The organism is Hymenobacter pini (assembly GCF_020421205.1).
Taxonomy (GTDB): Bacteria; Bacteroidota; Bacteroidia; order Cytophagales; family Hymenobacteraceae; genus Hymenobacter; species Hymenobacter pini.
Window position 1 is genome coordinate 1 of the sequence record NZ_JAIZZH010000008.1, and the last position, 18344, is coordinate 18344.

At 64.2% G+C, this 18344-nt stretch carries 14 protein-coding genes; 6 read left to right on the forward strand and 8 right to left on the reverse strand.

Translation table 11 applies throughout. From position 1 onward, the window contains the following. The 3 genes from LF252_RS21895 to LF252_RS21905 form a co-directional block, all read left to right on the forward strand. The coding region (locus LF252_RS21895) for a DUF3945 domain-containing protein (protein WP_226271734.1) at positions 1 to 1651 on the forward strand (1651 nt) is incomplete at its 5' end. 105 nt (positions 1652 to 1756) lie between these two features. Continuing rightward, positions 1757 to 3829, forward strand: coding sequence for a toprim domain-containing protein (locus LF252_RS21900; protein WP_226271735.1), 2073 nt, complete (start codon positions 1757 to 1759; stop codon positions 3827 to 3829). 154 nt (positions 3830 to 3983) lie between these two features. Then, on the forward strand, positions 3984 to 4898 hold the full coding sequence (locus tag LF252_RS21905) for a hypothetical protein (protein WP_226271736.1): 915 nt from the start codon (positions 3984 to 3986) through the stop codon (positions 4896 to 4898). Between the two features lie 6 nt (positions 4899 to 4904). Here the strand turns inward: LF252_RS21905 and LF252_RS21910 are convergent, their stop codons facing one another. The 7 genes from LF252_RS21910 to LF252_RS21940 all read right to left on the reverse strand — a co-directional run bounded on the left by LF252_RS21910 (position 4905) and on the right by LF252_RS21940 (position 15090). After that, the gene (locus LF252_RS21910; protein WP_226271737.1) at positions 4905 to 5171 is read right to left on the reverse strand and encodes a hypothetical protein; all 267 of its coding nucleotides are present in this window, start codon (positions 5169 to 5171) and stop codon (positions 4905 to 4907) included. A 23-nt stretch (positions 5172 to 5194) separates the two neighbouring features. Beyond that, positions 5195 to 6001, reverse strand: a complete 807-nt coding sequence (locus LF252_RS21915) for a ZIP family metal transporter (RefSeq protein ID WP_226271738.1) — start codon at positions 5999 to 6001, stop codon at positions 5195 to 5197. Between the two features lie 124 nt (positions 6002 to 6125). After that, positions 6126 to 8261 carry a heavy metal translocating P-type ATPase gene (locus tag LF252_RS21920; protein ID WP_226271739.1) on the reverse strand — a complete coding sequence of 712 codons (2136 nt, stop codon included), beginning with the start codon at positions 8259 to 8261 and terminating at the stop codon, positions 6126 to 6128. Positions 8262 to 8310: 49 nt separating this feature from the next. After that, positions 8311 to 8808, reverse strand: coding sequence for a hypothetical protein (locus LF252_RS21925; RefSeq protein ID WP_226271740.1), 498 nt, complete (start codon positions 8806 to 8808; stop codon positions 8311 to 8313). Positions 8809 to 8954: 146 nt separating this feature from the next. Then, positions 8955 to 10139, reverse strand: coding sequence for an efflux RND transporter periplasmic adaptor subunit (locus LF252_RS21930; protein ID WP_226271741.1), 1185 nt, complete (start codon positions 10137 to 10139; stop codon positions 8955 to 8957). A 23-nt stretch (positions 10140 to 10162) separates the two neighbouring features. Then, entirely contained in the window at positions 10163 to 14575 is a 4413-nt protein-coding gene (locus LF252_RS21935; protein ID WP_226271742.1) for a CusA/CzcA family heavy metal efflux RND transporter, read from the reverse strand. 185 nt (positions 14576 to 14760) lie between these two features. After that, positions 14761 to 15090 carry a DUF6660 family protein gene (locus tag LF252_RS21940; RefSeq protein ID WP_226271743.1) on the reverse strand — a complete coding sequence of 110 codons (330 nt, stop codon included), beginning with the start codon at positions 15088 to 15090 and terminating at the stop codon, positions 14761 to 14763. A gap of 299 nt (positions 15091 to 15389) precedes the next feature. On the opposite strand from LF252_RS21940, the gene LF252_RS21945 reads away from it, so the two are divergent. The 3 genes from LF252_RS21945 (at position 15390) to LF252_RS21955 (ending at position 17131) form a co-directional block, all read left to right on the forward strand. Continuing rightward, on the forward strand, positions 15390 to 15653 hold the full coding sequence (locus LF252_RS21945; protein ID WP_226271744.1) for a hypothetical protein: 264 nt from the start codon (positions 15390 to 15392) through the stop codon (positions 15651 to 15653). 32 nt (positions 15654 to 15685) lie between these two features. Beyond that, positions 15686 to 16594, forward strand: coding sequence for an ArdC family protein (locus LF252_RS21950; RefSeq protein WP_226271745.1), 909 nt, complete (start codon positions 15686 to 15688; stop codon positions 16592 to 16594). Positions 16595 to 16723: 129 nt separating this feature from the next. Next, positions 16724 to 17131 (forward strand): hypothetical protein, encoded by a 408-nt coding sequence (locus LF252_RS21955; RefSeq protein ID WP_226271746.1) that lies wholly within the window; start codon positions 16724 to 16726, stop codon positions 17129 to 17131. A gap of 108 nt (positions 17132 to 17239) precedes the next feature. On the opposite strand, the gene LF252_RS21960 is transcribed toward LF252_RS21955, so the two are convergent. Beyond that, positions 17240 to 18181, reverse strand: a complete 942-nt coding sequence (locus tag LF252_RS21960) for a replication initiation protein (protein WP_226271747.1) — start codon at positions 18179 to 18181, stop codon at positions 17240 to 17242. Between the last annotated feature and the right edge of the window lie 163 nt (positions 18182 to 18344).

The following is an 18344-nucleotide window of genomic DNA, read 5'->3' on the forward strand; positions in this document are numbered from 1 at the left end:
GCCGGCCGGTGATAAAGCCCCTACGACCTTGTTACCCGATGAGCAGCCAAGCAAGGCCCCGGAGGCGCAGGCCACACCGGTAGGGGTGGGGCAGGAAACTCCCACCGCCGACCTTGCTACCGATGCAGTGGCTGCGGCGCCCGTGGGCGAATTGCGCATCACCTGGCAGCAGAAGGGCGACGAGGTGGCCCCGCTGTTGGAAATGCGCGCTTACCTCGACCAGTTGCGGGAGGCCGGCGTGGCCGTGGGCGCGCTGCAGTTCGAGCGTAACCCGGCGGGCAAGCTCATGGGGAGCTTTGCGGTCAGTTATGACCCCGAATCCAATAAGCTGGGCCAGCTGGAGGCTACGTTACAGGGCTTCCGGCAGGTGGGCCACGGCGTGGCCGTGGTAGAAAAGCCGGAGCAGGCGGCCGCCCGCCGGCAGGAAGCGGGCTACGATGACGGTTACGAGCCCCCGCGCAGCAAGCAAGTGCGGCAGGCATTCGGCACCGGGCAGTGGGACGCGCTGAGCGCTCAGCTCGCGGCCGTACCCCGGCACGCGCTGACCGTGCCGGAGCAGGGGCAGCAGGCTGCGGCCGAGCAGCGCGTGCAGCAGCTGGCCCAGCGGCAGGGAAAGACCACCGAGCAGGTGCTGCGCGACGGGAAAAGCATTTTCGACATCGACACCAGCGGCAACCCGGCGTCGGCTTTTCTCAAGAACTTCTACGCCCACCTGAACGGCGGCCCGAAAACTAGGCAGCACCTGGAAGTGGACTACGAGCAAACCCGCCAGGATTTGCAGGCGCGCCTGCTTCGCAAGGCGGGTACTGCCCAGGCGGAAGCGGTGCCCGACCAGGCGCCAGCTACCCCAACGGCCCGCACGGTAGCCGTCGCCGACCCCATTAAGCCGGCCCCGGCCGAGGTAGTAGCCCCGCCGGCCCCCGTCGCCCCGCCGTTTCAGGCCAGCGAAGTGCCGCAGCAGGTGCTGGCTTCGCTGGGCCTGACCCTGCAGACGCTGGAGCAGAGCGGACAGTTGGAAAAGCTGCTGAGCGGGCGGCAAACCGACCTGCTGGCCATGCAGGTAACGGGCCGGCCGGATCAGGACCCCGTTCAGTTTGCGGGCAAGATGGTACTGCGCCGCGAAGCCGACGGCACGACCACCCTGAAAATAGAGTTGCCCCAGGCCCGGCTGGTGATTCCCAACGAGATTGGCGGGCTGCCATTCACGCCCGAGCAGCGGCAGCGACTGGAAGCCGAGGGCAATGCCGGCCTGCTGCGCGGCCTCAAGGACGAGCAGGGCCGCGCCTACAACGGCTACGTGGCCGTGGACAAGGCCATGAACAAGGTGGTGATTCTGCCTGAGGATAAGGTGACGCTGCACGACACCATTGCCGGCGTCAAGCTCACGCCCGAGCAGAGCCACGACCTGCGCGAGGGCAAAGTCGTGGCCCTGGCCGGGATGGCCAGCGGCGACGGCGGCCGGCAGTTCGACGGCACCGTGCAGGTAAACGCCGCCAAGGCCTGCATCGAGGTGCGCCCCGCCGCACACGAGCTAACCCAGCGCCTAGCGCCGCAGGTGCAGCAAACGGCACCGGCCGTTACCAGGACGGTGGTAGCCGCGCCGGCCAAGGAGCAAACGACGCCGGTGAAAACCCGGGTTCCGCGCCACTAAGCGGGCCAACTGCTTCCACGCCATTACCTACCTAACCCAAGCCCGGAAGCTCTTTTCCGGGCTTCTTTTTTCTGGGCTTTTCCCGGTCTAACCCATACCCAAGTCATGGAACACGAGCTGACTTTTCAGAAAATCAAGGAGCAGGTGGAGTTGCCCGAGCTGCTGAGCCATTTCGGCTACACTCTCAAAAAAGGCGAGCACCTGGGCCGGGGCAAGTGGCATGTATTCGAGGGCGATGATACCCTGGTCGTGTTCAAGGGCCGGGGTGGCGACTGGATGTACTTCAACGCCCAGGATGACCGAGACAAGGGTAGCGTCATCGACTGGATGAAGAACCGGGTAAGCTCGGGCCGTATTGCCGGCATTGCCCAGGCGCCGGGCCGCAATCTGTGGCAGGCCGTCAACGACCACTTCCGCGTCTACCTGAACCTGCCCGAGGCGCAGCGGCCCCGGCTCGATTTGCCGCCCATTGCCGAAACCGCGCCCGGCGAGAAGTTCCACAGCATCTTCACCAAGGACTGCCGGCCGCTGGAAGACACCTCGTACCTCGAAGGGCGGGGCATCAGCCCGGCTACGCTGCGTCACCCGCAGTTCGTCGGGCGCATTCTCACCCATCGACACACCGTGCAGCGGGCCGGCCTGCCGCCCAAAACTTTCGTCAACACGGCCTTCCCGGCCTACCACGAGGGGCGGGTGGTAGGGCTGGAGCTGAAAGGCGAAGGCTTCAAAGGGCAGGCGCCGGAAAGCCAGTTTTCCCGCTCCTTGTGGCTGAGCCGGCTGCCCGAGGGGCGGCCCGCAACGGTGCTCGTGGTCAGCGAGTCAGCCCTCGATACGCTGTCCTACGCGCAGCTGCATTCCCAGGAAAGCGCCCTCTACGCTTCCACCGCCGGCACGCTCACCCAGAACAAGATTTTCGAGCTGAAGCGGTTGCTGCGCGAGGAGCAGATTCCGACCATCCGGGCCGCCTTCGACAATGACACCCAGGGCCACCACTTCGATACGCGGCTGCTGGCGGGCCTGGCCAGTGACCAAAACCCGATGAAAGTGGTGCGGGAGCATGAGCACCAGCTGACCGTCGAAATCGTAGCGCCCCAGCCGGCCGGGGTGCAGGCGTTGAGCCGGCAGCTGCAGGCCTACAATGAGCAAACCAGTCAGCAATTCAGCCAGGCCAACGGAGCCCCCGGTACGCCGGCCATGAGCCCGACCCTACGCGATGCGCTGATACACTCCCAGAAGCTGGGCGCCCACACCTACCAGTTCCATCTGCCCATGACGCCGGAGGCGCTGCGCGCTTTCAACCAGGCGGCCAGTCAGACGCTGGCTTTTGAGCACCGGATGGAGATGGTGAAAAGCCAGGGCAAGGACTGGAACCAGGACCTAAAGCAGGACCAGCTGCAGCAGGTGGTGCGGCGCGAGTTGGGCGACGTGGACGAGGACCAGTACGGCTTCGGCCAGCAACACTGGGACAACCCGGAAATAAGCGGCAGCGGAAAGATTGCCCAGCTGCACCAAGCCCAGGCCGAGGCCCGGACCCAGGGAGAGCGGCTGCTGGTGGTAGAGTTGCGCGAAAACCGGGACGAAGCGGCGCTGCTGCCCGCCCTGCGCGAAAATCTGGAGCGCATCGGCCTGCACATCGACCACGCCATCCGGGAGCCATCCGGCGCAGCCCGCGAAATCCTGACGGAGTTGACCTTGCGCTACCCCATTCAGTCGCCCCAGTTGCCGACCATCAGCGACGCACTGGATGCGTTGCTGCAGAATCCCCAGATAACGGTGGTGGAATCCGGACCGGATGCGGTGGAGCGCCGGCAGCTGGCGGCCGTCCGGGAGCAGGAGCGCCAGGCCCGCCCGCCGTTGCGGCCAAGTGACTCACCCACCCGCGACCAGGCACGCCACGCTTTTATTGAGGCGTCGCGGCAGGTGGTTCGCGAGTTGCGCGCGTGCGCCGCCGGCTTGGAGGCGGCCCGGTTGCAGGAGGTCAGCAAGCAGCTGCTGACCAAGCCGGCCCTGAATGGCATCAACCAAGAGAATGTGGGGAAGGTCTTAGCAGTGGTGGATACGTTGGATGCTTTAAAGACCAGCCCCGCGGTAACGCAACTGCGCCAAGCGGTGCAGTTGCTACAAACGCCCGCGCCTCCGGCCCAGGAAAACCGCCCCCGCGCCAGCCCACGGTTGTAGGTGCTGCGGGTTGGGGCTCATTTCCCCTTGGCTATTTTCGTTTGCGGCGATTCGCTTCTACCGTAAAAAGGACAACAAATGCCTTGCAAAAACTCAGGAGTAGTCTGAGTTGGTTCGCACCGCTCGGCAGTAATATCCTTCTTATTTATTCATCATGGCCATCCTGAACAGCGTTGCCGAATGCTTGGCGTACATCGAGAAATCCAAGATAGAGTTTCCCGTGCTGCACGAATTAATCAGTGCCCACGACCTGCTTGCGTGGGAGAGAAAGCTCGCGGATGTACCCAGCTTGGATGATTTTCTGCTGGGCCCGGTGGGCGAAGAAGAAAACGCGGAAGATGACCCCAACTTGGATGACGGTTGGGAAGGTGCAGCCCCGGTAGAACAAGCCGAGGTAACCAAGTGGAATCTGCTGAGCGTGACCTTCACGGCCGGATTCTGCGGGGCTAACGGCCACGAGACAGACATTTGCCGGCATGCTCAGCGGCTGCTAACGAAGCTGAGCTTATACCTGGAGACGTTTCCCGAATTGAAATTGGATAAGCGGTTTTTGGGGAAGATTAGGAACCTGGTAGGGGTGAACTTTCTGGCAACCCTCAGTGAGCTTTCCCTGGCTTATCAGCTGCACATGAGCAAGCTGAATGTCACGTTTGAAACGCCCTTCAAGCTGCCTGGGGCCACCGGCAACAAAGACGTGGACCTGACCGCTACCCACCCCGACGGGTACACCTTTCACCTGGAAGTGTACACGCCCAGTAACTCAATAACTGGTCGCGGATTCTTCAACCTAAAAGAAGACGACCAGCTTTTCAAGAGCAAAATTCGACAGAAGCTGTTTGCTAAATTCGGTCGCGAGGAGATTCAAGAGTTAAACGGCCGGGTATTCTTAGCGGTGAACATAGCCTTGATGGACATGCTGCGCATCAAGCGTGGTCTGTTTGGTTTAAACAGCAACTACCAGGAGCTGGCGCGTGTAATTCCACGCCATATCGATGGGCTGCTTCTATTCGATGATGACTTCGGAACTGACAACTCTTTTCACTTCCAAAGACTGCTGTTAAAAGAGTAACCCCTTTCAAGGCAGCGTGGTGCTCACGATATGGCTACGAGCTTCTGGCTCGCCCCGCTGGGTTTCGTGCTGCACATAATACTCCAACTGAGTACCCGGTGCAAATACATCGGTATCCAGGTAAGGCGAGCGGGTGTTGACCGCCACGCGCTGCCACGGACCGGCCGCGCCGCCCACCCGGCGGAACACGTGAGCGACTTCCAGCACTTCTTTCGAGAAAGCCAGGTGGCGGCCTTCCTCGGTCAAGGTTAACTCTACTTTGGCGGTATGCATGCGAATAACGGAGAGGGAAGTTGTTAGGCGACCATGCCCAGCAGCAGAAAGAGCAGGAAGCCGACGAAAAAAGACAGGGTAAGCAGCGGGGTTTCGGTTTCCTCGTGCGCTTCAGTGAGCAGTTCCTCTGTGACCAGGAACAGCAATGCGGCCAGACCAAAGGAAAGCACGATTTCCAGCAGGTTGCCGGTGGCTCCGCGTAGCACCGTGGTGCCGATGCCGGCCCCCACCAGCAGCATGAGCGAGGTGCCGGCCACGATGGCCACGGCGCGGGCCCGCCCGTGCCCGTCCTGGCGCAGCTCCACGGCCGTGGCCAGGCCCAGCGAGAGCAGTTCGATGGTTAAAGCAATGGCCAGCAGGGTGCCTTCCTTGGCGCCGGCCGCAAAGCCGATGCCCAGCAGCAGGCCATCAATGAGAATGTCGATGCCGATGGCCACCAGCAGGCCCCAGGGCAAGGGACGCACCGTGGCCTCAGCCGCCGGGTTGTTGGGCTCAGCCAGCGGGTCTGCGGGCTCTGGCAGGGCAGGGGCTTGCTTTTCCAAGCGTTGCGTGAGGTAGCGCAGCCCGAGCATGGCGGCCACGCCCAGGCCGAAGCCTAGGGCTACCTCGTAGGGGGCATGATGCGCCACGATGTCGGGCAACAACTCCACGGCCACTACCGAAAAGATGACGCCGGCGGCGAAGTGCAGGATGGCACTGCGCAGCTTTGCCCCTGGCGTACGCCACACGGCCAGGGCTGCACCGGCAACCATGATGGCCGCCGGCAGCAGCGAAAAGCCCAGCATGGTGGTCCAGGGCGGGGCAACGGCGGTAGGAACGACGAGCAGCATCACAGCAGCGGATTAGGTGGAAGGGAAGTGGGATAGGCCTGCAGCCAGCGCTGGTATTGCCGGACGTGCGCCGCTCAGCCTGGTAGGGCGGCCGTAGGCGGACGGGCAGCAGCGTGCGCATGGCTTAGAATTTCATGCGCTGGATGCGTACCGCGTTGAGAATGGCCAGCAGGGCCACGCCCACATCGGCAAATACCGCCTCCCACATGGTGGCCAGCCCGCCGGCGCCCAGCGCCAGCACGATGCCCTTCACGATAAATGCCAGCCAGATGTTCTGCCATACCACGGTGTGCGTGGCGCGGGCAATGCGGCGGGCGGTGGCAATCTTGCTGGGGTGGTCCGTTTGGATGACCACATCGGCGGTTTCAATGGTGGCGTCCGAACCCAGGCCGCCCATGGCAATGCCCACGTCGGCCAGGGCCACCACCGGCGCGTCGTTCACTCCGTCGCCCACAAACGCCAGCTTGCGGCCCGCGTCGAGGTACTGCTGCACGTAGCGGGCCTTGTCTTCGGGCAGCAGCCCGCCGTGGGCCTCGTCGATGCCGAGCTCAGCGGCCACGCGCTGGGTGATGCTGTCTTTGTCACCGGAGAGCATGACCAGTTTGGTGATGCCGTCGGCTCGCAGCTCCTGCACCGTCTGCTTAGCGTCGGCCTTGGGGGCATCGGCCACGGTCAGGAAGCCGGCGTACTGGCCGTCCACCGCGGCCACCACGATGCTGTCCACCACTTGGTCCACTTCGGCCGGGTAGGCCACGCCGAACTTGCTGAGTAGCTTGGTGTTGCCCGCCAGCACGTCCTGGCCGTCCACCCGACCGCGCAAGCCATGGCCGGAAATCTCCTCTACGTTTTCTACGGCCACGCCCGCGGCGGCCACGCCCGCGGCGGCCGCGCCTACGTGCTGCACAACGGCCTTGGCAATGGGGTGGGTGGACTTGGTTTCCAGCGCGCCCACCAGCCGCAGCAGCTGGGCCTGGTCGAGGCCCGGAGCCGCCTGCACCTGCTGCACGGCAAACACGCCCTGGGTGAGCGTGCCGGTTTTGTCCATCACCACGGTATCAATCTCGCGCATCACGTCCAGGAAGTTGGAGCCCTTGAACAGGATGCCCGCTTTGGAGGCCGCGCCGATGCCGCCGAAGTAGCCCAGCGGGATGCTGATGACCAGCGCGCAGGGACAAGAAATGACCAGAAACACCAACGCCCGGTAGAGCCAGTCGCGAAACACGTAGTCGTCGACCACAAAGTAGGGCACCAGCACCAGCAGCGCGGCCAGCCCCACCACGATGGGCGTGTAGATTTTGGCGAACCTGGTGATGAACTGCTGGGTTTTGGCCTTGCGGCCCACCGCGTCCTGCACCATGGTCAGAATCTTGGCCAGCTTGGTGTCCTGGTAGGTGGCCGTCACCTGCACCTGGGCCAGCGAGGCCTCGTTAATCATGCCGGCCAGCACCGGCTCGCCGGTTTGCTTGGTCTGCGGGGCCGATTCGCCGGTCAGCGCGGCCGTATTAAAGGCCGCCGGGCCCTGCACCAGCGTGCCGTCCAGGGCCACTTTCTCGCCGGGCTTCACCTCGATGGTATCGCCCAGCTGCACCTGCTTGGGGTCCAGCACCAGCGACTGCCCGGCGCGCAATACCGTGACCTCGGTGGCCTGAATCTCCAGCAGGGCCCGGATGCTGCGCTTGGCCCGGTTGACGGCCGCGTCCTGAAACAGCTCGCCCACGGTGTAGAACAGCATCACGGCCACGCCTTCCGGATACTCACCAATGGCAAACGCCCCGAGGGTGGCAATGCTCATGAGCAGAAACTCGTTGAACACGTTGCCCGAGGGAATGCTTTGCACGGCCGCGCGAATGACCTTCCAACCCACCAGCAAAAAGGCCACCCCGTACCACGCCAGGCGCACATAGTCGGTGAAAAAGCCCACATGGTAGTAGTCCAGGGCAATGCCGGCGAGCAGCAGGACTAAGCTGACGCCGGGCCAGAGGTAAGGGTTGCTGCCGGCTGGGCCGTGGTCGTGGTCTTCCCCGTCGCCGTGGGAGTGGCCCGCGTGCTCATCGGCGGGCCGCCCGGCTAGGTCCACTACCTGCTTGCCGGCCGGGTGGTGGTGGCCGCGGTGGTCGTGGCCGGGCACGTCGTGGCCTTCGGGCGCGGCGGCGGCGTCGGGCGTGAGCTGCTCGCGGGTGAGGGCGCCCACGTTTTCGGGCTGCACCTGCTTGGCGGTGTTCAGCTCCTCGTTCAGGTTGTCAGATGTCGGTTCAGGCATGGAAGTCAGGAGGATAAGTCAAGAGAAAAGGAGAAAACGGGCCGGCTGCTTACCAGTCCACGAAAAAGCCGGCAAGGCCGACCAGCACCAGCACGGCGCCGGTAAGGCGCCGCTCGTGGTGGGCCAGCCCGTCCAGGGAGAGGCGGCCCAGGCCCCGGTGCGCCAGGGCCACCAGCGCGCACATGGCCCCTACACTGGCCAGCAGGTACAGGCCCATGAGCAAGGCCAGGGCGGCCGGCCCGTGGGTGCCCGCCGCCAGAAAGAACGTCTGGATTTCCAGGCAGGGTGCCAGAAACATCGTGGCCGCCAACCCCAGCACCACCCGCCGGCGCGGCCCGCGCGGACGACCGGGCTGCGGGTCAGGGTGGGTGTGGCCCGGTCCCGAGCAGGCGTAGAGCAGGCCGATGCCGATGAGCAGGGCCGGCGCCAGCCACGCGGCCAGTTGCGCGAACCGCTCGGACAGGTGCCAGCCCAGCAGGCCCAGCCCTAGCCCGATGCCCACCGTGCTCAGCACGTGGGCCAGCCCGGCCACCGCCGTCACGCCCACGGTCCGCCGCAGCGGCCACCGCTCGGCGCGCGCCACGGCCAGCACCGGCGCCCAGTGGTTGGGAATCGCGGCGTGGAGCAGACTTAGCAACAAGGCACCGGTAAGCAGTTCCAGCATTGCAGATTGGGGGTTGAAGGAGAGGCTATCTATTCTTCCTCTTCCGCGTTCTTGAGTTTGGCCAGGAGCGAATACGCCCCGTCGGTGACGAAGGTGGTCGAGGCCGACACGGTTTCGGGCAGGGTGACTTCGGTGAAGTTGTCTTCGCTGCGGCCCGGCTTGACGGGCACCATGCGGTAGCGACCGGGCTGCTCCACGGCAAAGGCGTAGTACTGACCCTCGAAGCGCACCAGCGCCGTGTTGGGCAGGCTGGGCGCGTCGGTGCGGCCGGTTTCAATCAGGGCCCGCACGTAGAGGCCCGGCAGTAGTGCCGGGTCGTTTTCTTTATCCAGGTGGCCGTGTACGCGCACGGTGCGGTCCGTGCCGATGGCCTTACCAACCAGGTACACGTGCGCCGTGCGGGTGTGGGGCTTGCCGGTGGAGTCGCTGGCCAGGGTGAAGCGAATCAGCTGCCCTTTCTGCACCCGCGCCACGTCCTTTTCAAATACGACCAACTCGACGTGCAGGTGTTCCGGGTCCACAATTTCAAACAGGGGTTCCGTGGCCGTTACGCTCTGGCCTACCGTTACGTTGACGGCCCGCACGAACCCGGCACGCGGGGCGCGCAGGGCGGCCGTGGTGACGATGCCGCCGCCCACGGGCAGGCCGGCAATGCGCAGGCGGGCGGCCTGGGCATTGGTCTGTACCTGCAGCGCTTCGACTTCGGCCTGGGCGCGCTGGTAATTCTTCAGGGGGGCCACTTCCTGCTGGTAGAGTTCTTTTTGCCGGGCCAGCTCGGCCTGGGCGAACTTCAGGCGGCTGCGCGTTTCCAAGTAATCCTGCTGCAGCGTCACAAACTCGGGGTTGCGGATGACGGCCAGCACCTCGCCCTTGCGCACGCGGGTGCCCTGCAGCAACTCGGTGCTTTGCACGTAGCCGCCGAGCGGGGCCGTGATGGACAAGGCGCTTTCCGGGGGCACGTCCAGCGTGCCGTTCACGGCCAGGCCCGCGCCCATGGGGCGGTCGGCCACCCGGCCGGTTTTGATTCCGCCGGCCTGTTGCTCGGCCGGGGACAGCGTGACGACGTCGGACGTTGCTTCGGCTTGCTCGGTTTCGCCTGCTTTACCGGCGGCAGATGCTTCCGTTGGGTTGTGTTCGGTTTCGGCAGGCTGGTCTTTGCCACAGCTGGCCAACAAGGTCAGGCTCAGCAGCGCCAGGGAAATAAGCTTATTCATGGGATGATGACAAAGGAAGGAGGCTACTGCGCGGCCGTGCCGAGCAGGTAGTCCAGGTCGATGACGGTGTAGTTGTGCTGCAGCAGAGCGTCGAGGTAGGCGGTGCGCACGGCCAGGGCCCGCTCCAGGTTGAGCAGCAGTTCAGCGTAGTTGGTTTCGCCGGCTTTGTAGGCCCGCTGGCTCAGCTGCACGATGACGGCCGCTTGGGGCAGCGCCGTTTGCTCGTAGAACTGCACCCGGCGCTGCAGTTCCTGCAGGCGCGTGCGCAGCTCGTCCAGTTGCGCCGCGGCCTCCACCCGGTAGCGCTGGTAGGTGGCCGAGGCGGCCTGCTCCTGCAGCTTGGCGGCCTGGACCCGGGCCTTGTGCGGCCCGCGCAGCAGGGGCAAGGCCACGCCGGCCTGCACGCTCTGGAACCGGTCACCGGTGCCGTACGTCTGCGGGCGCCCGTCGACCTCGTAGGTGCCGCGCAACGACTGGTTGGTGTAGCCCACCGTCACCTGGGGCAAGCCCTGCGCCTGCTCCAGGCGGGCTTCGGCTTGCCGCTCGGCAATCTGCTGGCGCAGCACCCGCGCCTGGGGCGTAGCGGCCAGCAGCGCGGTATCGCTGCCCGCCGGCGCCGGCAGCCGCTGCAGGGCGCTGTCGGCCACGGCTACCGGCTGCGCAGCTTGCAGCAGGGCTTGCAGCTGCCTCTGGGCAATTACGTAGTCGGCCCGGGCCTGGGCCAGCAGGTTTTGGGTTTCGCCCTGCTGGATGATGGCGTTGGCCGGCTCTAGGCGGGCGACTTCGCCGGTTTTGAAGCGCAGCTGGGCCGAGCGTAAAAACTCAGAGTAGATGCTGTCCTGGCCACGCAGGGTGCGCAGCCGGTGCCGGGCAAACACGGCCTGCTCGTAGCTGCGGCGCACCTGCCGACGCAACTCGGCCTGCACCTGGGCCAGCTGCTGCTCGCGGCCGGCGATGAGCGCTTGGCTCAGGCCCGCTTGGGCTTTGTAGTAGCCCGGCAGGGCCAGCGACTGACCGATGCTCACCACGTTGTCGGAGAGGGGCGAGTTGACCTGCCCGTAGGTGCCCAGAATCGTGGTGCGACCCACGTCGTAGGCCGTGCGGCGCAGCGCCTGCTGGGCTTCCAGGGCCCGCTGGGCGGCCTGCACCGTGCCGTTGGCCTGCAGGGCCTGGCTAACCGCCTGCGTGGCAGTCAACGACCCTTGCGCCCGGGCAGTGCTTGGGCGAAGCAGACTGCCCACCGCCAGGGCCACGAGCAGCAACAAAGCTGCCGGAACGGGCGTCGTGGGTTTCGGCGCCGCCGCTTGCTGGCGCTCGGAAAGCGCGTAGAGCACCGGCAGCACCAGCAGCGTCAGCAGCGTGGCCGTGACGAGGCCGCCGATGACCACCGTGGCCAGCGGGCGCTGCACTTCGGCACCCGCCGAGTTGCTCAGCGCCATGGGCAGGAAGCCCAGCGAGGCCACGGTGGCCGTCATCAGCACCGGGCGCAGGCGTACTTGCGTGCCGGTGAGGATGCGGTGGTAGAGGTTGCTCATGCCTTCGGCTTTGAGCTGGTTGAAATAGCCGATGAGCACGATGCCGTTGAGCACGGCCACCCCGAACAGGGCAATGAAGCCCACGCCGGCCGAGATGCTGAACGGCATGCCCCGCAGCCACAGGGCCACCACCCCGCCGATGGCCGAGAGCGGAATGGCCGTGAAAATCATCACCGACTGCTTCAGGGAGCGGAAGGTGAAGAACAGCAGCACAAAAATCAGCAGCAGGGCCACGGGCACGGCCACGCTCAGGCGCTCGGTGGCCTGCCGCAGGTTTTCGAACTGCCCGCCGTAGGTGGTGTAGTAGCCGGGGGCCAACTTCAGCTGCCGGTCCACCTTGCCCTGCAGCTCCTCGACGATGCTTTCCACGTCGCGCCCGCGCACGTTGAAGGCTACCGAAATGCGGCGCTTGGCGTCGTCGCGCTGAATCTGGTTGGGGCCCTCTACCAGGTCCACAGTAGCCACTTGCTCCAAGGGCACCTGCTCCCCGGTGGGCGTGGCGATGAGCAGCTGGCGCACGTTCTCGATGTTCTGGCGCAGCTCGGGGGCCAGGCGCAGCACCACGTCGAAGCGGCGCTCCTGCTCGAAGAGCTGCCCGGCGCTCTGCCCGGCAAAGGCCGTTTGCACGGTGCGGTTCACGTCGTCGGCGTTCAGCCCGAAGCGGGCCAAGCGGTTGCGGTCCAGCTTGACCACAATTTGCGGCAGGCCGGTGACCTGCTCCACGTACACGTCCTCCGCCCCTTCCACCTGGCGCACCAGGGCCGCCGCCTGGCTGGCGTAGCGGCCCAGCAGCTGCAAGTCTTCGCCGTAAATCTTGAGCACCACGTCCTGCTTGGCGCCCGAAATCAGCTCGTTAAAGCGCATCTGAATGGGCTGTTGAAAGCCGAAGGTGACGCCGGGAATTACGCGCAGCGCTTCGGCCATTTTCTCGGCCAACTCCTGCTGGCTGCCGGCTGAGGTCCACTTGCGTTGGTCTTTTTCCAGCACCACCATCACGTCGGCCGCCTCCACCGGCATGGGGTCGGTGGGGATTTCCGCCGCGCCGATGCGGGCCACCACCTCTTTGACTTCGGGAAACTGCTTTTTCAGAATACCGCCAGCTTGCAGCCCTTTGTCGACGGTGTAGCTCAGCGAGGAGCCCGTGAGCGTGCGCATTTCGATGGCGAAGTCCCCTTCCGCGAGCTGGGGAATAAACTCCCCACCCAGGGTGCGAAACAGCAGCAGCGAACCCGCAAACAGGGCCAGGGCCGAACCCAGCACGAGCGCCCGGCGGCGCAGCGCCCAGTCCAGCACCGGCCGGTAGCGGGCTTCGAGCCAACTCATCATGCGGTCAGAGAAGTTGCGCTTATGCTCCGTGTCGCGGCTCAGGGCCAGCGCCGACATCATCGGCACGTAGGTCAGCGACAGAATGAAGGCGCCGATGATGGCAAACGCCACCGTTTCGGCCATGGGCCGGAACATCTTGCCCTCGATGCCGGCCAGGGCCAGCAGCGGCAGGTACACAATCAGGATGATGATTTCGCCGAAGGCCGCCGAGGCGCGTATTTTGGAAGCGGCCTCGTAGGTGGCTTCGTTCATCTGGTCAGTGGTTAGGCGGCCCTGCGCTCCGTTGGGGTGGGCCGCGACACCCTCGTGGTGGTGCAGGCGGTGCACGATGGCCTCGACGATGATGACTGCTCCGTCCACCACCAGGCCAAAGTCGATGGCACCCAGGGAAAGGAGGTTGCCCGACACGCCGAACAGGCGCATCAGGCTGATGGCAAACAGCATAGCCAGCGGAATGACGGAAGCCACCACCAAGCCGGCGCGCAGGTTGCCCAGAAACAGCACCAGTACAAAAATTACGATGAGCGCGCCCTCAATCAAGTTTTTGCTCACGGTGTGAATGGCCCGGCCCACTAAGTCGGAGCGGTCCAGGTACACGTCGATGGTCACGCCCTCGGGCAGGGACTTGCGCACGGTTTCCATGCGCTCTTTCACGGCCTGGATAACCTCGTTGGCGTTGGCCCCCTTAAGCATGAGCACGATGCCGCCGGTGACTTCGCCCTCGTTGTTGCGCGTCATGGCCCCGTAGCGCACGGCCGAGCCCAGGCGCACCGTGGCCACGTCGCGCACCAGCACGGGCAGCCCGCCCTGGGTGTTGCGCACCACGATGTTGCCCAAGTCGGCGGCGTTTTCCGCCAAGCCTTCGGTGCGGATGTAGTAGGCCGTGGGCTTCTGGTCGATATAGGCGCCGCCGGCGTTCTGGTTGTTGCGCGCCACGGCCTGGTACACCTGGTCCACGGTCACGTTCAGGGAGCGGAGCCGGGCCGGGTCGAGGGCAATTTCGTACTGCTTCAGCAGCCCACCGAAGGAGCTCACGTCGGCCACCCCGGGCGTGCCCAGCAGTTGCCGCCGCACTATCCAGTCCTGAATGGTGCGCAGCTCGCGGGCGTTGTACTTTTTCTCGTAGCCGGGCTTGGCGCGCACCAGGTACTGGTACACTTCGCCCAGGCCGGTGCTGACGGGCGCCAGCTCGGGGCGGCCCACGCCCTGCGGTATTTGGCTTTCCGCCTCCCGCAGGCGCTCGGCTACCTGCTGGCGGGCCCAGTAGATGTCAACCTTGTCCTGAAAGACGATGGTCACCACCGAGAGGCCGAAGCGCGAGAAGGAGCGCACTTCTTCGCGGCCGGGGATGGTGGCCACGCTCTGCTCGACGGGGAAGGACACCAGCCGCTCGATGTCGCCGGCGGCCAGCGACGGAGCTACCGTGTAGACGACAACCTGATTGGTGGTGATGTCGGGCACCGCGTCGATGGGCAGCCGACTCAGCGAGTAGCCGCCCCAGGCCACCAGCGCCAGGGTCAGCAGCCCGATGATGAGCTTGTTGTGAATGGAAAAATGAATCAGCCGGTCAAACATCCGGGAGTGGGGATTAGGTCTAACGCTTCGGTTACGACCTGCTGGCCCGCGGCCCCGGGCCCGGATGGGGCGGCAGCAGCGGCACTACTCGCTGGGATGCTGCTACCAACAGCATAGGCCAGCAGCCCGGACGCACAGCGACGCCGTGGGCTACCCAAAGGGGAGTCAGCAGGAGAAAGGAAGGGTTAGGCCTGGGGCGGCTGCCATACGGCCCCGGAGCCGCGCGTGGGGGCGGCCACCACCAGGTAGGCGTGGCGCTGGGTAGTGGCCCATTCCGGCAGTGGGGCAGTGGCCAGGGCAGGCGTGGGCACCAACGGCATCACGGCGCCGCCACAGCAGTGGCATTGGCAGAAGGGGGAACACCAGTCGCCCAGCGCGTCGGCGCCGCAATCCGAGTGCGAGGCTGCGGCGACGGTGGTTTGCGTCGGGTCTTTGCACACCGAAGCCTCATCCGAGCAGCTCATGCCGGAGAGGAGGGCAAAGTAGAAGGCAAAAAACAGAGCCAGCAGACGCATCGAGGGCAAAGGTAGCCGAAAACCGATAGGGAGGCGCTGCTTGTACTGGTAATGCGGAAGAATGGTTCCTTTCGCTGAGTTGCCAGCGGCCCGCTCATGGGTTGGCCCAAGGCATTCGTGAACCATCTACAGAAGGCCACTCAATACTACTCACCTGAAGGTGAACAAAAGGGGAAAACAATTGTCGTGTCAATAAATAAGCTAAAAAAGCAATAATAAATAAGCTAAAAAAGCAACTATACGAGAGGGTTTTGCGTTTAATAAGTATAAGCAACGCACCTAAAAACAGCTTGGTAATCATGGTGTTAACGCCCATTTCTCCTGCTTGTGCGCTCCTGATCTCGTCGGCCCGCCGGAACCTGCGCGAAGTGCTCAACCATCCCGCTTTCAGTGCCGAGCGCCGCCAAAAGGCCGAGCCGCTGCTCAGCGCCTGCACCGATGCAGCCCAGCTGCTACGCTGGAAGTTGCTGGCCCTGCAAGAAAGCGAGGCTTGGGAAGATGCCCAGCTAGCCCACGAGGCCCAGGAGCTAGGCCCGGCCGCCCATCCCGATTACCTGTACTAACGCTTTTCTCACCACTTACCCGCCTTTGGTTTATGAAAAATGCCCCCGCTGCCGCCCCCCGCGCCGATGTGTATGACATCATCACCAACCGGATTATTCTGGCCCTGGAAAGCGGCGTAGCCCCGTGGAAACTGTCGTGGGACGCGGCCCACGGCGCGCCCCGCAACTACCGTAGCAAGCACGTGTATCAGGGCATCAATGCCTTGCTGCTGGCCATGCTCCAGCACGAGCAGCCTTATTACCTGACCTACAACCAGGCCCGCGAGTTGGGTGGCCAGGTGCGCAAGGGCGAGAAGGGCATGCCTGTGGTGTTCTTCAAGGTGTCGAAGAAAGAGGATACCCAGGGCAAGGAAAAGAAGGTGGCCATTTTGCAGTATTCCACCGTCTTCAATATCGCCCAGATTGACGGCGTAGCGTGGAAGCTACCCGAGCCGGTGCAGCGCGAGCACACGCCCCAGCAGGCGGCCGAGCAGATTGTGGCCGGCTACGCCGGTGGCCCCCGCATCCGCTACGCCGGCAGCGAGCCCCACTACCGCACCAGCACCGACACCGTGACCGTGCCCGAGCCGGCGAATTTTCACACGCCCGAGGATTTTTATACCACCCTGTTTCACGAGTTGGCCCATTCCACCGGCCACACCAAGCGCCTTGACCGGGCCACGCTCACGGAAAAGGCCGCCTTTGGCAGCGAAACCTACGCCAAGGAAGAGCTGGTGGCCGAGTTGGGCGCTGCTTTCCTGAGCAACGCCGCCGGCCTGAATATGGCCGTGACCGAGCCCAGCACCGCCGCCTACCTGGCCAACTGGCTGCAGGCCCTGCGCAACGATAAGCGCCTGATTATTTCCGCCGCTAGTCAGGCACAGAAGGCGGCCAATCATATCCTGGGCATCGTGCCCAGCTACGAGGCCGACAGCGCCGAAGCCCTGCCCGAAGCGGCCTAGCAGGGGAGAGGGTACCAGCTGGCAACCGTCAGCCGGTACCCCGGCGCGCCAACAAAAGGAAAATTTCCGACCCCAAAGCCAGCCGCGACGGGCTCTGCCGTTTCATTAGTCACCACTTACTGCCCCATTATGTCAAATTCTTCCGCTTCCGCCGCCTGTCAGCCTACCCTTAGCCCCACTGCCTGGGCAGGGGAGCCGCAAGCCTGCCCGGCATGGGTGGGGTTTCCCAGCCTAACGGAATTCCCAGCTGGGCTGCTATGGTCTGGCCGCGGCGAGGTGCCGGCCATCGGTGACCGTGTGCACATCTACCTGAACGGCTTCGGGGCGGCCGAGGTGAAAGCATACTTTCATGCCGAGGGCTTTCTGGGCGTGGTGTGCGCCCCCGAGGTACTGCCCGCGTGGTTTCAACGACAGTGCCCCGGCGTCACGCTGGGCCACTGCTTCGGCCGGGAGTTGGAGCCCTACCAGCCCGCGCCGGCGCTGGTCGTTGGTAGCCCGGATGACTGGATACCAGACTATCCGCCGCAGGATGAGTAAGCTGAGATTAGGCGCCGCCCCCGGGCGGCGCTGACCAGACGTTTCGCTCCCTATGTATAGCTTTTTCCCTTTTGTAGCTATTGCGGCGAAACTAAGCCCCGTCCTGGCTTAGCGCAGGCCCACCATCTTGAGAAATAGTCCGCCCGGGTTCTTGTCGGCCTTCACTTTACCGGTTTTGTGCTTGTAGCAGAAGGAGAAGAGGGCATTGAGCTTCTTGGCATCCCCCAGAATCTGGCTTACCAGCTTGGGGTCCCGGATTTCCAGCTCCTCCAGATTCTGCAGGGCCCGGCGCTGCTTTTCTTCCTCGGCCCCGTCCTCGAAGGGAATCGGCAGCTGCTGGGGCACCTGGCCGTTGACGAAGAAGCGGATGCTATGGAAGGAGCGGCCCTTTTTAATCAGCTCGTAGTTGATGCGCAGGTCGGTGTGCTCGTTGATTTGGGTGGTGGCCACGTCGAGCACATACTTCTGCAGGGCTGAAATCTTCTCGTACTGCTCCGGCTCGTGGCCCTTGGGGTCCTTGAGCGAGAGCATGATTTTGAACTCGTCCAGCGTGAAGGTTTTCGTTTCCCCGATGTCCTTCCACTGCGAGGCAATCTGGTAGATGCGCTTGGCGTACTTGCTCGACAAGCTGAACACCGACTGCAGGCGGTAGGACGTGAAGTTGTTTTTCAGGTCAATCAGGTAGCGCCGCATGCGCTCGGAGATTTCCAGCTCGATGATGCCTTCCCCTTTCACGTACAGCGCCGAGGCCAGCAAACCCACCTGCAGCACGTGCTTGTTGTCCTCAATCACGTACTCGCGGCTGCGCAGATTGGAGGTAGCTTCCAGCAGCCGCTGGTAGTTCCAGGAGCGTCCGGTCATCTGCTCCAACTCCTTCACCCGGATGCGGTAGATGGTGCCCGGCTTGTCCTCCTTGCGCAGCACCGAGAGCAGGGAAAAGACAATGTCCATCTCGACGGCGCTCATCTCGTAGCGCGCGGTGGTAATGGCATTGTGCTGCCGGATTTCCACCCCCGTGGTGGGGGCGCTGGCGGTAACGGGGGTACTCATGCTAGTGGAAATAGGTAGGGCGTATAGCCAAAGATAAGGGAGTTCCAGACATTAAGGTAAGCCTTCCCTAAATCTCTATCCTTTGGCTTACAGAATCTATCCTTGCGGCTTACCATTCCTATCCTTTCGCTTACCGTCCCTATCCTTTGGCTTACAGAATCTA

Bases quoted from the DNA above. Each gene is read 5' to 3' on its own strand.
- LF252_RS21900 (WP_226271735.1), top strand. From the start codon at position 1,757: ATGGAACACGAGCTGACTTTTCAGAAAATCAAGGAGCAGGTGGAGTTG.
- LF252_RS21905 (WP_226271736.1), top strand. From the start codon at position 3,984: ATGGCCATCCTGAACAGCGTTGCCGAATGCTTGGCGTACATCGAGAAA.
- LF252_RS21910 (WP_226271737.1), bottom strand. From the start codon at position 5,171: ATGCATACCGCCAAAGTAGAGTTAACCTTGACCGAGGAAGGCCGCCAC.
- LF252_RS21915 (WP_226271738.1), bottom strand. From the start codon at position 6,001: ATGCTGCTCGTCGTTCCTACCGCCGTTGCCCCGCCCTGGACCACCATG.
- LF252_RS21920 (WP_226271739.1), bottom strand. From the start codon at position 8,261: ATGCCTGAACCGACATCTGACAACCTGAACGAGGAGCTGAACACCGCC.
- LF252_RS21930 (WP_226271741.1), bottom strand. From the start codon at position 10,139: ATGAATAAGCTTATTTCCCTGGCGCTGCTGAGCCTGACCTTGTTGGCC.
- LF252_RS21935 (WP_226271742.1), bottom strand. From the start codon at position 14,575: ATGTTTGACCGGCTGATTCATTTTTCCATTCACAACAAGCTCATCATC.
- LF252_RS21940 (WP_226271743.1), bottom strand. From the start codon at position 15,090: ATGCGTCTGCTGGCTCTGTTTTTTGCCTTCTACTTTGCCCTCCTCTCC.
- LF252_RS21945 (WP_226271744.1), top strand. From the start codon at position 15,390: ATGGTGTTAACGCCCATTTCTCCTGCTTGTGCGCTCCTGATCTCGTCG.
- LF252_RS21950 (WP_226271745.1), top strand. From the start codon at position 15,686: ATGAAAAATGCCCCCGCTGCCGCCCCCCGCGCCGATGTGTATGACATC.
- LF252_RS21955 (WP_226271746.1), top strand. From the start codon at position 16,724: ATGTCAAATTCTTCCGCTTCCGCCGCCTGTCAGCCTACCCTTAGCCCC.
- LF252_RS21960 (WP_226271747.1), bottom strand. From the start codon at position 18,181: ATGAGTACCCCCGTTACCGCCAGCGCCCCCACCACGGGGGTGGAAATC.